Below are 15,239 nucleotides of genomic sequence, written 5' to 3'. Positions count from 1 at the left end.
AGCGGGTAGCCACGGTCGGGCGCACCTGGGGAGGAGCGACGATGACGGATGGCGGCGGCGGCCCGAGGATCGGGGTGCTCGGCTCGTACGGCGGGCGAAACCTGGGTGACGAGGCGATCCTGACCGGTCTGCTGGCCGATCTCCGGCAGATCCGGCCGGATGCCCGGATCGTGGTGTTCTCCCGGTACCCGGAACATACCCGCCGGACCCATCCGTCCGTGGAGGCGGTGCCCTGGGAGGGCGTCAGCCGGGCCGACTCCGGGACCGTACTCGACCGGTTGGACCTGCTGATCCTCGGCGGCGGTGGGATCCTCTACGACCGGGAGGCCCGGCGCTACCTGCGGGTGGTGCTGGCGGCCCAGGAGCGGGGGCTGCCAGTGGTGACCTGGGCGGTCGGCGTCGGCCCGCTCAACGAGGCGCTCGACTGCGCGATGGTCCGGGAGACCCTGGCCGAGGCGGCCCAGGTGACGGTCCGGGACGAGGAGTCCCGGCAGGTGCTCGAAGAGGCCGGGGTCCGTGCCCCGATCACGGTCACCGGCGATCCGGCCTTCCTGCTGGAACCGGTGCCGTTCGACGCGGCCCTGCTCCGTGAGGAGGGGGTACCGGCCGGCCGCCGCCTGGTCGGGATGAGCGTACGCGAGCCAGGGCGGGCCGCCGAGCGACTGGACGTCGACGGGTACCACCGGTTGCTCGCCCAGGTCGGTGACTTCCTGGTGCACCGGCTCGACGCGTACGTGCTGTTCGTACCGATGGAACGTGACGACATCCGGCACTCACACGGGGTGCTGTCGCACATGACCGCCGCCGAGCGGGGTCGGATCCTGCACGGCGACTACTCGCCCCAGCAGGTGTACGGGCTGATGCCGCACTTCGACATCGCGGTGGGCATGCGGCTGCACTTCCTGATCTTCGCGGCGCTCTCCGCCATCCCGTTCCTGCCGTTGCCGTACGCCGGAAAGGTCTTCGACCTCGCCCAGCGGCTCGGCGTACCCGCGCTCAAGGGGGTGGCCCGGGAGGTGGAGGGTCCGTTGCTCGCGGAGGTCGACCGGCTGTGGGACGAGCGGGACGGGCGCGCGGAGCTGGTTCTACCGCGGGTGCGGAAGGTCTGTGAGCAGGCCCAGGGCACGGCGGGGGTGATGCGGCCGCTGCTGCACGGTCTGCGGATGCGTACCTCGGTCGGCGTGCTGGTCTGACCGCAGACGGCGGCAACTGACCCTTGCACGGGCCTGGCTCGTGGCGTCGGCCCGGCACGCTGCCGCGTCGCGGGCGGTCAGACCGCCGATCCGCGCCACCGGTAGATCCAGGATGAACCCTGCCCGGCCACCGACTCCAACTCGTAGATCTCCGCCCCGGCGAGACCTGTCGGGCCGAGGTGGTGGTGGGTGAGCGGGGGCCGGTCGTTGCTGTCCAGTTCGACGGTGACGATCTCGCCGTCAGCGCTTCCGCCCACCAGGCTGATCTCTACGGTGGATCCCATGCTGCCATCCTGCCCCGTGGCGGGCCGGCTCGCAGCGGATCACGTGGCTCCATGCGTACCGCCGTGACCTGTTAACAAGGGGCCCTTCCTCTACCGAATGCGCTAAGAGGGGGCCCTTCCTTACGTCCTATCCTGGGCAGCGACGTCGTCCAGGGGAGCGGGTGTGCTGATCTTTCATGGGGTGTGGCTTCCGGGTGGTGCCCGCCTTGCGCTCTGGGCCGAGGACCCGGGGTTACCGGCCCGACCGCCGCGCCGCCCCGGCCGGCCGCCCCGGGACCGTCCCCACCCGTTCGCCGCCGGTCATGCCGAGCTGCTCGCTGCGCTCACGGACGGTCCCGCCGAGCAGTTGACCGGCCCGGCAGGGACTGTCGGGCCGACCGGCGGTGCCGGTGACGCCCGGGACGTCGCGGGTAAGGCGGTGTCCGGCTCGCTCGCTCTCACCCTGCCCACCCGGGGCGGCGCGCCGGTGGACTCCCCGGAACTGGTGCGCACCGCCGACCCTGACCCGCAGCGCGGTCCGGTCACCCTCGCCGCCTGGCGGGTCGCCACCCTGGAGTACGACGTCGACGATGCGCTGGCGTTGCTGTGTGGTGTGTCCGGTTCCGCGCTTCCGGCCGGCGCCGGCCTGCGGCATCTGGCCGCGACCGCCGGCCTGGCCGTCGACCTGGTGTACCGGGGCCGGGTGCTGCCCGGCGTCGAGCTGTCGGACACCGGGCAGCCGGGCAGCCGGGCATCCGGCACCGGATCCGTCGGTGGCGGGCGGTCGGATGCCGGACGGGCGCAGGCCCGGGCGGTGTGGCGGCCACTGCTCACCGGTGCCGACGCCGAGTGGACCCGGGCACTCGCGATGGCCCTGCCCCCGGCGGTCCGCGCCGCCGCACCGGAACTACCGGCCGGGGCGCTGCTCGCCGGCCTCCTGGACCAGCTCACCGACGCCGCCGTCCGGACCGCCCTCGACGGGGTACGCCTCACCGAGCCGGAGCGCCGGGCGGGTGCCACCCGGGCCGGCGTCACCCGGGCCGGTGCTGCGGTCACCGGCTGGCTGGGAGCACTCACCGGCCGGCAGCGCACCTTCACCGCACCGGCCGCCGGGCTGGCCACCCTCGCCGCCGAACTGGCCGACTGGCAGCGGGACGCCGCCGGGAGCGCGGTCCGGGGCTGTTTCCGGCTCATTGAACCGTCCGGCGAACCGGACCTGTTCGACCAGGGAACCGGCGGGACGTCGGCCGGTGCGGACTCCTGGCAGGTGACCTTCGGGCTCCAGGCTGCCGACGAGCCGGGCCTGATGGCCGCCGCCGGCGACATCTGGGGGGAGGCGGAACTGCCGTCCGGACTGGCCGGGCGGCTCGCCGCGCCGCAGGAGACCCTGCTGACCGAACTCGGCCGGGCCAGCCGGCTCTGGCCGGAACTCGACACGGCACTGCGTACCGCCACGCCGGAGGCGCTGGAACTGGACACCGAGGGCGCCCACCGGTTCCTGCGCGAGGGGGCACCACTGCTGCACGCGGCCGGTTTCGGCGTCCTGCTACCGGGCTGGTGGGGGCGGCCCGCCGCCCGGCTGGGCGCGCGGTTGCAGGCCCGCAGCCGGACCGCGCCGGGCACGGTGGCGGCGGCCAGCCGGCTCGGTGAGGCGACGCTGGTCGACTACCGGTGGGAGTTGGCGCTCGGCGACCACCCGCTGACCGCGGAGGAGTTGGCCGCCCTCGCGGAGCTGAAAACCCCGCTGGTCCGGCTGCGGGGCCAGTGGGTGGAACTGGATCCCCGGCGGCTGCGCGCCGGTCTGCGGCTGCTCCGCTCCGGGGGCCGGTCGACCGTCGCGGAACTGCTGCAACTGGCCCGGTCCGTTCAGGACGACCCACAGGCGCCGCCGGTGCTGGAGGTGACCGCCGACGGTGCCCTCGGCGACCTGCTCGCCGGCCGGGCGGAGCAGCGGCTCACCGCGCTCGACGAACCGCCCGGGTTCACCGGCACGCTCCGGCCCTACCAGCGCCGGGGGTACGCCTGGCTGGCCTTCCTGGCCTCCCTCGGTCTCGGCGGCGTACTCGCCGACGACATGGGGCTGGGCAAGACCGTCCAACTGCTCGCCCTGTTCGCCGCCGATCCGCCGGACACCGGCCCCACCCTGCTGGTCTGCCCGGTGTCGCTGGTCGGCAACTGGCAGCGGGAGGCCGCCCGGTTCACCCCGAACCTGCGGGTGCACGTGCACCACGGCACGGAGCGGGCGCGCGGCGACCGGTTCGCCGAGGCGGCCCGCGCCGTGGATCTGGTGCTGACGACCTACGCGGTGGCGGCCCGGGACGCCGTCGAGCTGGCCGGGATCGGCTGGCACCGAATCGTGATCGACGAGGCGCAGGCGATCAGGAACGCGGCGACCCGGCAGGCCGAGGCGGTGCGCGCAATCCCCGCCCGGCACCGGGTCGCGGTGACCGGGACCCCGGTGGAGAACCGGCTCGCCGACCTGTGGTCCATCATGGAGTTCACCAACCCGGGGCTGCTCGGCGGCGCGACGGGTTTCCGGAAGCGGTACGCCGAGCCCATCGAACGGCACGGTGACGACGAGGCCGCCGAGCGGCTCCGTCGCCTCACCGGCCCGTTCGTGCTCCGCCGGCTGAAGACCGACGACTCGATCATCACCGACCTGCCGGAGAAACTGGAGATGGAGGTGCTCTGCAACCTCACCACCGAACAGGCCGCGCTCTACCAGGCGGTCGTCGACGACATGCTGGCCCGGATCGAGTCCAGTGACGGCATCGAGCGGCGGGGGCTGGTGCTCGCCACCATGACCAAGCTCAAGCAGGTCTGCAACCACCCCGCCCAACTGCTCCGCGACGGCTCGGCCCTGCCCGGTCGCTCCGGCAAGCTGATCCGACTGGAGGAGATCCTCGACGAGGTGCTCGCCGCCGGGGAGAAGGCGCTGCTGTTCACCCAGTACGCCGAGTTCGGGCAGATGCTGCGCGGCCACCTGTCGGCGCGTACCGGCCGGGAGGTGCTGTACCTGCACGGCGGGGTGGGCAAGGCCGAACGGGACGCACTGGTGGCCCGGTTCCAGACCGACGGTGGGCCGCCCCTGTTCGTCCTCTCGTTGAAGGCCGGCGGTACCGGACTCACCCTGACCGCCGCCAACCATGTGGTGCACGTGGACCGGTGGTGGAACCCGGCGGTCGAGGACCAGGCCACCGACCGGGCGTTCCGGATCGGCCAGCGGCGACGGGTGCAGGTACGCAAGTTCGTCTGTGCCGGCACCGTCGAGGAGCGGATCGCCGAGCTGATCGGCACGAAGCGCGGCCTGGCCGCCAAGGTGGTCGGTACCGGTGAGCAGTGGCTGACCGAACTCTCCACCAGTGAGTTGCGCGAGGTGCTGAGCCTGCGCCCCGGAACGGTGGTCGGATGAGCACCGGACGGTTCGCCGAGTACGGCCGGCCCAGACGGGTCGACGGGGGCCTACGGGCCCGCAGCACCCGGGGCGCGATCGGCGAGTCCTGGTGGGCGCGGCGCTTCCTCGACGTGCTGGAGTCCTTCGCCCTCGGTACCCGGCTCACCCGGGGCCGCGCGTACGCCCGCGCCGGTCAGGTACTCGACCTGACCGTGGCCCCCGGCGCGGTGACCGCCACCGTGCAGGGTTCCCGGGCCCGGCCCTACCGGGTCCGGATCGGACTCGCCGCGTTCCCCGGACGGCTCTGGGACCAGGTCGAGGCCACCCTGGCCGCCCAGGCGTTGTTCAGTGCCCGGTTGCTCGCCGGTGACCTGCCGGCCGAGTTGGAGCAGGTCTTCGCCGGCCTCGGTGCGCCGCTGTTCCCCGGCGGGGTCGGCGAGCTGGACCAGCGGTGCGACTGTCCCGACTTCGCGGTGCCCTGCAAGCACCTGGCCGCCACCTTCTACCTGCTCGCGGAGGCGTTCGACGCCGACCCGTTCCAGTTGCTGCACTGGCGCGGGCGGGGTCGGGACGAGCTGCTGCACGGGCTGCGGGCCCGACGGGCCGGCCCGCCCGCCGGGCGTACCGGTCCCACCCGGACGGTCCCACCGGACCGGCCCGGCACCACGGTCGCCCGGGAGTCCGGGCCGGAGCGGGCACCGGCCGTCGGCGCGGCGGCGGCGCTGACCGGACTGTCCGAGCTGGCCCTCGCCGGGACGGTGGACCGGTACTGGCTGTCGCCGGTACCGCTGCCGGACCGTCGGCCGCCGACTCTGGCCACGGAACCGGAGCTGCTGCTGCGCCAGCTCGGCCCGCCGGGTAGTGCCATCGGTGGGCCGGGCCTGGCGCAGCAGCTGCGCCGGGCGTACCGGGAATTCGGTGCCGACGGGGAAGCCCCCGACGGGCCGTGACGTGTGGCCACGCCGGTCCGGGCCGGCCGTGACCCGCCGGTGGTGCGGTCGCCGGCCGGTCTCAGCACCAGCGGCGCCGGAACCGCCACATCAGCCCGGCGTTCACCAGCAGCAACAGGCCACAGCCGACGCCGGCCACCCGACCGGCCAGCACCGTCGTCGCAGGCAACGCGGCCCACAACACGATGGTCAACAGGATGAGAAGCCTGCCCCGGCGGGCCCGGGCCCGCCGATCGAGGCGGGCGAAGAACTGCGGATCGCTCTCCCGCAACTGGCGGGTGATCTGTTCGAACCTGCGCTGATCCTCTTTGCTCAGCATGGCGCTGCCTCCCCCTCGCGGTTCAGCGGTTCGGCGGCATACCCGCTGCGGCGGTGAATCACGCGCTGCCGGGCACTGCTACTTCCCCTGCCCGGACGATCCCGGGCACCGCGCGTGCTGCCGCAGTGGTGGCTTAGCGGATCCTTAAGTTTTGCTTTGCTGCTCCGCCGTCCGGGCAGCGTCGAGCGGCCGGAAAATGTCACACCGGATCCGCTCCGACCGGTATCCGACCTGCTCGCGGTCGGTGCCGCCGATCGACCGGTAAGGGGCGGAATTCCAATCCGTCTGAGGGCTGCCTTAAGTGTGGCGCCTGATGCGATTTCGGCCGTCTTGAAGGCCCTGGAGGGGTTGGTTACCTTGCCGTAGCGCACGTAACCCCCGCACCCTTCACGCCCCCCGTCGCCGTACCTCTGCGCCGTGAATCTGCGGCCGTGCCGGCGCGCCAGCAGAAAACGGGATTGGTACATGGCCGACCAGAATGTGCCACCGCCACGCCGGTCACCTGACGACCGCTGGACCGGACCGCAGCACCCCACCTCGGACGGATACCGCGACCTGCACCGCCCAACGGAGCCCGGGGCGCCCGCCCGGTCCGGCCACGAGCAGCCGTACGCCCACCACCCGCACCCGGGTGGGTACGCTCCCGCCGACCACCGACCACCGGCCGACCACTGGGCGCCGGAGTCCGCCGACCATGCCCGCCGGCCGCCGGTCGACCACCGGGCGCCACAGCCCACCGGTCCCACCCCGACCCGTCGCGGTCCACAGTGGGTCGGTCCGGCCGGACTGCCCCCCACCCGGGGCTCCGGCCACGCGCCGGCGGCCGGACTGCCCGACCTGGACGACCCCGACGACGACCGGCGGCGTACCGGCCGGCGCCGGGCCCTGGCCGCGCTCGGCGGTACCGCCGCCGTGGTCGCCGGGGGTGCCGCGCTGGCCATGTCACCGCAGATCCGGGAACTGTTCGGGGGCGATCCGGTCGGTGACGCCACCGCCACCGCGGCGACCGACGGCAACGCGGCCCGGCCCAGTGGCCAGCAGCCCAGCCAGGTTCGTACCTACACCGAGCAGAACGAGAGCTACATGGGCTCCCGGGCCGGTGAGGCGCTCAAGCGCAACGCGCCGGCCGGCGGGCAGACCTACTCCGGTCCCGCCGCCGCTGCCGCCAACACGCCGGTGACGGTCAAGACCGTGTTGGCCAAGGACCCGGTACGGCACCTCGCCTCCCGGGCCACCTTCGGTGCGACGCCGAAGGTCCTCGCCGACATCAAGCGGATGGGTATCGACGCCTGGATCCGCTGGCAGCTCGACCCGGACAGGATCGCCCCGACGAAGGCCGAGCTGAAGCTCGCCGAACTGCCCAGCCTGAAGATGACCCCGATGCAGCTACGGGAGCAGCGCGACCAGCTCAACGAGCGGGGGGTCCAGCCGGAGCGGGAGGTGGTCGACGCCACCATCGCCCGGCAGATCTGGTCCGACCGGCAGCTGTTCGAGGTGATGGTCGACTTCTGGAACGACTTCCTGCACGTCGCCGCCGACTTCGACGGCGGTGAGGTGTACCGGGGGTCCTTCGACCGGGACGTGGTCCGCAGGTACGCGCTGGCCAACTACCCGGACATGCTGGTCGCCGCGAACCGCCACCCCGCCCTGCTGCTGTACCTCAACCAGAACCAGTCCAGCAAGGACGCGGTCAACGAGAACCTCGCCCGGGAGAACCTGGAGCTGTACTCGGTCGGCGTGGACGGCGGCTACACCGAGAAGGACGTCCGGCAGGCCGCCCTGCTCCAGACCGGACGCGGGGTCAACAACGGCGAGTACGTCTTCCGGGGCGACCGGCACTACACCGGCAAGGTGAAGATTCTCGGGTTCACCCACGCCAACAGCTCCAACGACCCCGGGCAGGCCGAGAAGGTCATCGACTCCTACATCCGGTACCTCGCCCTGCACCCGTCGACCGCCCGGTACGTCGCGCAGAGCCTGGCCACCCGGTTCGTCTCGGACACCCCGCCGAAGACCCTGGTCGACCGGCTGGCCAAGAGCTACACCACCAACAGGGGCGCGGTGAAACCGCTGCTGATGACGCTCTTCAGCTCCTCGGAGTTCTGGGCGTCGGTCGGCCAGAAGGTCCGCCGGCCGATGGAGTACCTGGTCGCCACCTACCGGGTACTCGGTGTCTCGGCGGAGCCGTCGCCGGGCTACGACCACGGGGACCGCAAACGGACCCCGTACGGCGAGGGACTGCGGCAGATCCACGAGAAGCTGCGCCAGCTCGGCCAGTACCCGATGGGCCAGCCCACCCCGGACGGCTACCCGGACGTCTACCTGGCCTGGACCTCGGCCGGCACGATGGTCAACGGCTGGAACGAGTCCGGTGACCTCCTCAGCGGCAACCGCCGGATGTTCTCCTACGCCAAGCCGGAGCAGCTGGCGAAGGCCGCGCCGACCGCCGGGGCGTACCTCGACGCGTTGGCCCTGCGGCTGGTGCACCAGAAGCTGACCGCCAAGGAGAAGGCGCTGATCCTCGGCATCGCCGGGGTCGCGGCGACCGACCGGGTCGACGCCACGTTCAACGGGGCCATCACCGCGATCGCGCGGGCGCTCCTCGCTTCCCCCCAGCACCACCTCCGGTGAGGCACCCGATGGAGAAGACTGTGTACTCGTACCCCCTGCACCCCGAATGCCCCGACCTGCGACGCCTGGCCGACAACCCGGCCGAGGCGGTGCTGCGCGCCGAGGCCGACGTCGTCGCCGCCGAGAACGCCGCCGAACGTGACCGTTACCTGCGGCTGGAGGCCGAGGAGGAGGCCCAGCAGGACGGCCGTGGGGTGACCCGGCGGACCTTCGTGGCGGGCGCCGCCGCCACCGCGACCGCCCTGGCCACCAGCCAGTTCGTCTCGACCCAGGCGTCCTTCGCGGCGACGGCCACCGGCACCCTGATCCACGTCTTCCTCTACGGCGGGCTGGACGGGCTCAGCCTGGTCGCCCCGGACGGCGACCCGGTGCTCGCCAAGGCCCGACCGGACCTGCTGCTCGGCAACGACTCCCTGCCGCTGTCCCGGGGATTCAAGCTGACCAGCGCGTTCGCCCCGCTGGAGAAGTGGCTCAAGGCCGGTCAGCTCGGCTTCGTCCCGGCGGTTTCCGACGAGCGGCTCTCCCGTAGCCACTTCCAGGCCGCCGACGCCTGCAACCTGGGCGGTCTGCCCGGCGAGACCGGCGGCCGGGGCTGGCTGGACAGCCTGGTCGACGCGCTCGGCAAGGGCACCGCGTTCCGCAGCGTCGGCATCGGCAGCACCCTGCCCCGCTCGCTGGTCGGCACCAACGGCGCGCTCTCCCTGAACAGCGTCGGCTCGCTGCGGCTCAACGGCAACGAGAAGTACCGGGCGGCCACCGAGAAGGCCATCCGGGGTCTGTTCACCGGGATCAACCACCCGGTGGAGGAGTCCGTGCAGTCCGGGTTGGGGGCGCTGGCCACCGCGCAGAAGCTCGCCGCGAAGCCGTACGAGCCGGCCGCGGGGGTGGAGTACACCGGGGTCGGCAACTCCTTCAAGCAGCTTGCGCAGCTCATCAAGGGCGGCGCCAACGTCCGGGTGGCCACGGTCGGGATGGGCGGCTACGACACCCACGAGAACCAGGGCACCCGGGACGGCGGCCAGTTGCACCGGCGTCTGCACGAGCTGGCCTCCGCGCTGGCCGCGTTCTTCACCGACCTCGGCGACCGGGCGGCCGACGTGACCGTCATGGTCTCCAGCGAGTTCGGCCGGCGGGTCGCCTCCAACAGCGGCGGCACCGACCACGGGCACGGCGGGGTGGTCACCATCCTCTCCGGCCGGAAGCTGGCCGGTTCGCTGCTCGGTAACTGGGACGGGCTGGACAAGCTGGATAGTGGCGACGTACCGGAATACAACAACATGTTCAACGTGTACGGCTCGGTGGCCCAGGGCCGCTTCGGGCTGACTGTTGCCGAAGTCGACAAGATTTTCCCCCGACAGAAGTACACCCCGATCAAGCTGTACGCGTGACCCAAGGATCCGCGCACGCCGCCGGCCGGCGGACCGGGACACCGTCCCGGTCCACCGGCCGGCGGCGTGCTGCCCCCGTACCCGCGCAAATGCCGCAGCGGCGCGGACCCGCCGGCCGTCGCACCATCCAGGCGGTGCTCTGGGCCGGCCTGCTGGTCAGCGTGCTGCCCTGGTGGCTGGGCACCCCCGGCCGGGTCGGTGGAGGGCACCACCGGTGTCCTCACCGCCGCCGGCCGGGTCACCGGCCTGGTCGCCGGCTACCTGCTGATGGTGCAGGTGCTCCTGATGAGCCGGCTGGGCGTGCTGGAACGCTGGATCGGTGGGGAGGAACTGGCCCGCTGGCACCGGGACATCGGGCCCACCCTGCTGGTCACCGTCCTGGCCCACATGTCCCTGATCCTCACCGGGTACGCCGCCCAGCGGGGCCACTCGGTCCTCGCCGAGGCCGGGGTGCTGCTCCGCGACTACCACGACATGGTGGGCGCCTTCGTCGCCGCCGGCATCATGGTGATGCTCGGCCTCACCGGCATCCGGGCGGTCCGTACCGCCCTGCCCTACGAGTTCTGGTACCTGCTGCACCTGGGCAGCTACCTCGCGCTGCTGCTCGGCTTCGGCCACCAGGTCGCCAACGGGCAGCAACTCTTCCGTCCCGGCGCGGCCCAGACCTGGTGGCAGACCCTCTACCTGCTGGTGCTCGCCGCGCTGCTCTGGGGTCGGGTCGTCGCGCCGCTGGTGTTCAACCTGCGGCACCGGCTGCGGGTCACCGACGTGGTCGCCGAGAGCCCGGACACGGTCTCGGTCTACCTCACCGGCCGGCACCTCGACCGCCTACGGGTCCATGGCGGACAGTTCTTCCGCTGGCGGTTCCTGGCGCCGGGGCACTGGTGGCAGTCGCACCCGTTCTCGCTCTCCGCCCCGGCCAACGGCACCTGGCTGCGCCTCACCGTCAAGGTGGTCAGCGGCTACACCGCCAGCCTGGGGCAGTTGCGCCCCGGTACCCGGGTCTGGGCCGAGGGCCCGTCGGGCACCTTCACGGCCGCCCACCGGCACGGCGACCTGGCCCTGCTCATCGCCGGCGGCAGCGGTATCACCCCGATCCGCGCCCTGCTGGAGGAACTGCCCCCCGGTGCGGCGCTCATCTACCGGTCCAGCACCCCGGACGACGTGCTGCTGCGTCGCGAGCTGGACCTGCTGGTCGAATCCCGCGACCTGGACCTTTGGTACGTCGTCGGCTCCCGCCACGACCCCGGCCCCCGGCAGGTGCTCAGCGCCGCCGGGCTGCGCCACCTCGTCCCGGACCTGACCCGGCGGGACGTCTACCTGTGCGGGCCACCCGGACTGGTGCGGACCTCGGTCGACGCCCTGCGCCGGGCCGGGGTGCCGCGCCGGCAGATCCACCTGGCCAGCTTCGAGCTGTAACCCGCCGATCGTCGGAAGGTCCGTCACATGCGTCGCGCCATCCTCGCCGTCACCGGACTGGCCGCGAGCACGACCCTGCTGGTGGTGCTCAAGGCCGCTCCCGCCAGCACCGAGACCGCCCAGACCGGTACCGAGCCGCCTCCGGTCGTACCGGCACCGGCCGGTCCGGGCGCCGGCACCCCGCCCGCACCGACCAGCGCCTCCGCCACCCGTACGCCGGGCACGGCGACCACCACCACCCGCGCCCCGGCACCCCGACGCAGCACCACCGCGCCGGCCGACCCCCGGACCACGACCGCCGCTCCATCACCCGCCGGGCCCCGCACCTACTACGGGTCGGCGGTACGCACCACCCCGGACCGCTCCTTCGGCACCGTGCAGGTGCAGATCACCGTGCTCGACGGGCGGGTCACCGACGTGACCACCCTGGAGATGCCGGAGGACACCCCGGAGTCGGTACGCCGTACCGACGCGGTGAACCGGGCCTGGAGCGGGCCGCAGGGGGCCGCTGTCCGGGCCGCCAACACCGGGGCGGACCTGGACACCGTCTCCGGGGCCACCTCCACCTGCAACGCGTACGAGAAGTCGTTGCAGGCCGCCCTGGACCAGGCCGGACTGCGGTGACCGGCCCCAGCACCGGCCTGTTCACCGGCCCGGGGACCGGTCCGTCCGCCCGCCCGGGGCTGCGCCGGGTCGAGTTCGTCATGGGTACCCCGATCAGCCTGGACCTCGCCGACGACCTGCCGGCACCCCGGCTGGCGGAACTGGCCGACCTGGTCTTCGACTGGCTGCGCGAGGTCGACCAGCGGTTCAGCGCCTACCGCCCGGAGAGCGAAGTGTGCCGCTTCGACCGGGGTGAGGTTCCGCTCGCCGGGGCGTCGGCGGACCTGCGCCGGGTACTGGCGGACTGCGCCGACCTGTGGACCGCCACGGACGGGTTCTTCGACGCGTACGCCACCGGACGGCTCGACCCGTCCGGCTACGTGAAGGGCTGGGCGGCGCAGGTCGCCTCCGACCGGCTGGTCGCCGAGGGGGCGCCGAACCACTGCCTGAACGCCGGTGGGGACGTCCGTGCCCGGGGCCGGTCGTCGTCCGGCCGGCCCTGGCGGATCGGCATCCAGCACCCCTTCGACCCGACGGCCGCCTGCTGGGTGCTCACCGGTACCGACCTGGCGGTGGCCACCTCCGGCGTCTACGAGCGGGGACACCACGTCGTGGACCCGCGCCGGGGCGTCCCGGCGCACGGGCTGCGCTCGGTGACCGTGGTCGGCACCGACCTGGGGGCCGCCGACGCGTACGCCACCGCCGCGGTGGCCATGGGCACCGCCGGTCGGGGCTGGCTGGCCCGGCTGCCCGGGTACCACCACGCGGTGGTGACCGACGAGGGTCGGGCCGTCCACTCGCCGTGCTTCCCGCTGGCCGACCGGCCGGTCGGCGACGGTTCCGTGGCGCCGGTCGGTGACCCGGCTGCGGCCGTTGTCGGTGCCCCGGCCGCGGTACCGGCCGGTGGGCCGGCTGCTCTTCCGGACCTCCGCTGGTTGGTGGGCCGTGTTCAGTAACCGCGGCGGGGCATGGGTAGTCGGCCGACCAGCGGTTCGGCCGGTACCCCCGGGCCGACCGCCCGCAGTGCGTCGATCAGCCGCCCCTGCACGGCGTAGGAGTCCGGTACCCGCCAGCGGGCCTGTTCCGGGGCGACCGCCCAGCGCACCGGTCCCTCCGGCAGCCGGGTCGGTGGGGCGGGGATCCATGAGCCGAGGCCGTGCCGTACCACGTAGAAGCACTGGTCGAGTTCGGGGCGGAGGGGGTCACCGGGGCGTACCAGGAACATCCAGCGGCCGGTCGGGGTGACCGCCACCGGGCCGTGGGTTGGGTCGGACCCGCCACCGGTGCCGCGTCGCGTGGCGAGCACGTGCCGACCGAGGTAGGCCGGCACCTCCACCACGTCGAAGGCCCGACCGGTCGGCAGGAGCACTCCGTGCGGACGGTCCCGCCACCAGGTCGCCACCCGGGCCGGGTCGGTGCTCGCGGCGTTCTCCCAGTTCTCCAGGGCGGGGTGGCAACCGACGGTGGGACAGCCGGCCCGGCCGCAGACGAACCGGCTGCGGGCCAGACAGGCGCCGGGGGTCACCTCCCAGCCGTGGCCCGCGTAGCGGACGGCGACCCGGCGGAGCCGGGCCCGCTCCAGGGGGGAGAGCTGCACCACACGCGGCCCGACATTACTCCACATTACCGGCTTCTCCTCTCGCCCTCGCCGCACCGGTGCGTCGAGCGCCGTCACTGGCGTAACCCGTGGTCGTTTCTTTTGACGAACGGCTGGTGCAACTTGCACGAAAATTACGAGAATCAACTCCCTGGCTGACGTACACCCTGTGCGACCAGCCAAAACATGAGTACGAACTGGTCGTCCCCGCCGTCGGCCTGCGGGGACGTATGGAAAGGGACCCCCACATGGACGAACTGCCGATCGGGCGACGGGTGGCCTACTGGCGGGGGCGGCGCAAGATGTCGCAGCAGGTCTTCGCCGACCGGTTGGGCAAGTCCAAGAGCTGGGTCGACAAGGTCGAGCGCGGGGTCCGGCGGCTGGACAAGTTCTCCGTGCTCTACGAGATCGCCGACATCCTCCAGGTCGACGTGCAGCTGCTCCTCGGCCGCGACCCCGAACGGCGTACCGACGCGCTGAACTGCATCGACCAGGTCGAGGTGCAGGAGATCAGGGCCGCCCTGGAACGCTACGACTCGATCAGCGCGTACTTCGACGCGGCGCCCTGCCCGCCGCCGCTCGACGACATGCGCAAGGCGGTCAACCACGCCTGGCTGACCTACCAGTACGCCCGCTACGGCGTGCTCACCCGAGCCCTGCCCAAGCTGCTGCGCGACGCCCAGGCCGCCGACGCGGCCTACCGGGGTGACCAGGCCGCGATCGCCGCCCACCTGCTCGGGCAGGTCTACCAGATCGCCTCCTCGGTGCTGCGCAAGCTGGGCGAGAACGAGTTGGCCTGGCTCGCCGCCGACCGCGCGCTGGCGGTCTGCCAGCGGGCCGGCGACCCGCTGCTGGCCGGAATCGCCACCACCCGGGTCGGCAGTGCCCTGCTCGCCCTCGGTCGGGCCCGCCCGGCACTGGAGCTGAACGTCAACATCGCCCAGCGGCTGGCCCCCTCCACCAGCGCCGACCTCCGGCCGGAGCAGCTCTCCGTCTACGGCATGCTGCTGCTCCAGAGCGCGATGGCCGCCGCCCGGCTCGGTGACTCGGCCACCGTCAACGACCTGCTCGACGGGGCGGACGAGGCGGCAGAGCTGCTCGGCGCCGATGACAACCACTACTGGACCTGCTTCGGCCCGACCAACGTCCTGCTGCACCGGGTCGCCGCCGCCGTGGAACTGGGCGAGGGCGGACGGGCGGTCGAGGCCGACGGGAAGATCGTCCAGGACAACTTCAACGCGCTGCTGCCCGAGCGGCGGGCCCACCACCTGCTCGACCTCGCCCGGGGCTTCGCCCAGGTCGGCGATCTGGCCAACGCCGGGGAAACCCTGCTGAAGGGCGACCGGCTCGCCCCGTCCGAGATCCGCTGCCGCCCGATCGCCCACGAAGTGATGTCGGATGTGCTCCGTCGCACACGCGGTGCGCCCCCTTCACCGATTGCAGAGTTGGCTGAGCACATGGGAGTCGGAATATGAGAGAGGC

The 15,239-nt window shown here is 72.9% G+C and carries 11 protein-coding genes and 1 pseudogene; 9 read left to right on the top strand and 3 right to left on the bottom strand.

Annotation, left to right across the window (positions count from 1 at the left end):
• The first annotated feature begins 41 nt into the window (after positions 1-41).
• Positions 42-1,193 (top strand): polysaccharide pyruvyl transferase family protein, encoded by a 1,152-nt coding sequence (locus tag V6U90_RS01060; protein WP_334430599.1) that lies wholly within the window; start codon positions 42-44, stop codon positions 1,191-1,193.
• 77 nt (positions 1,194-1,270) lie between these two features.
• Here the strand turns inward: V6U90_RS01060 and V6U90_RS01055 are convergent, their stop codons facing one another.
• Complete coding sequence (locus V6U90_RS01055; RefSeq protein WP_334430597.1) at positions 1,271-1,477, bottom strand: hypothetical protein; 207 nt, start codon at positions 1,475-1,477, stop codon at positions 1,271-1,273.
• A 163-nt stretch (positions 1,478-1,640) separates the two neighbouring features.
• Between V6U90_RS01055 and V6U90_RS01050 the strand changes: the two genes are divergently transcribed.
• Together V6U90_RS01050 and V6U90_RS01045 are read left to right on the top strand one after the other, a co-directional pair.
• The gene (locus V6U90_RS01050; RefSeq protein ID WP_334430595.1) at positions 1,641-4,868 is read left to right on the top strand and encodes a DEAD/DEAH box helicase; all 3,228 of its coding nucleotides are present in this window, start codon (positions 1,641-1,643) and stop codon (positions 4,866-4,868) included.
• Positions 4,865-5,800 (top strand): SWIM zinc finger family protein, encoded by a 936-nt coding sequence (locus tag V6U90_RS01045; RefSeq protein ID WP_334430593.1) that lies wholly within the window; start codon positions 4,865-4,867, stop codon positions 5,798-5,800. The genes V6U90_RS01050 and V6U90_RS01045 overlap by 4 nt, the downstream gene beginning before the upstream one ends.
• A gap of 61 nt (positions 5,801-5,861) precedes the next feature.
• On the opposite strand, the gene V6U90_RS01040 is transcribed toward V6U90_RS01045, so the two are convergent.
• Entirely contained in the window at positions 5,862-6,119 is a 258-nt protein-coding gene (locus tag V6U90_RS01040; RefSeq protein WP_334430592.1) for a DUF3040 domain-containing protein, read from the bottom strand.
• 465 nt (positions 6,120-6,584) lie between these two features.
• Between V6U90_RS01040 and V6U90_RS01035 the strand changes: the two genes are divergently transcribed.
• The 5 genes and pseudogenes from V6U90_RS01035 to V6U90_RS01015 form a co-directional block, all read left to right on the top strand.
• The gene (locus V6U90_RS01035; protein WP_334430590.1) at positions 6,585-8,750 is read left to right on the top strand and encodes a DUF1800 family protein; all 2,166 of its coding nucleotides are present in this window, start codon (positions 6,585-6,587) and stop codon (positions 8,748-8,750) included.
• Positions 8,751-8,758: 8 nt separating this feature from the next.
• Positions 8,759-10,138, top strand: coding sequence for a DUF1501 domain-containing protein (locus V6U90_RS01030; protein ID WP_334430588.1), 1,380 nt, complete (start codon positions 8,759-8,761; stop codon positions 10,136-10,138).
• Between the two features lie 198 nt (positions 10,139-10,336).
• On the top strand, positions 10,337-11,557 hold the full coding sequence (locus V6U90_RS01025) for a ferredoxin reductase family protein (RefSeq protein WP_334430586.1): 1,221 nt from the start codon (positions 10,337-10,339) through the stop codon (positions 11,555-11,557).
• 27 nt (positions 11,558-11,584) lie between these two features.
• Complete coding sequence (locus V6U90_RS01020; RefSeq protein WP_334430584.1) at positions 11,585-12,181, top strand: FMN-binding protein; 597 nt, start codon at positions 11,585-11,587, stop codon at positions 12,179-12,181.
• Positions 12,182-12,261: 80 nt separating this feature from the next.
• Positions 12,262-12,972: pseudogene (locus V6U90_RS01015) on the top strand (FAD:protein FMN transferase); the annotation flags it as partial.
• 137 nt (positions 12,973-13,109) lie between these two features.
• Here V6U90_RS01015 and V6U90_RS01010 read toward each other — a convergent pair.
• Positions 13,110-13,784, bottom strand: a complete 675-nt coding sequence (locus V6U90_RS01010; RefSeq protein WP_334430582.1) for a bifunctional DNA primase/polymerase — start codon at positions 13,782-13,784, stop codon at positions 13,110-13,112.
• A gap of 221 nt (positions 13,785-14,005) precedes the next feature.
• Between V6U90_RS01010 and V6U90_RS01005 the strand changes: the two genes are divergently transcribed.
• Positions 14,006-15,232 (top strand): helix-turn-helix domain-containing protein, encoded by a 1,227-nt coding sequence (locus tag V6U90_RS01005; protein WP_334430581.1) that lies wholly within the window; start codon positions 14,006-14,008, stop codon positions 15,230-15,232.
• The last annotated feature ends 7 nt before the right edge of the window (positions 15,233-15,239 follow it).

Source organism: Micromonospora sp. CPCC 206060 (genome assembly GCF_036906895.1).
GTDB lineage: Bacteria > Actinomycetota > Actinomycetes > Mycobacteriales > Micromonosporaceae > Micromonospora.
Note: the sequence above shows the minus strand (reverse complement) of the source record. Positions and strands in the feature narration are given on the sequence as shown.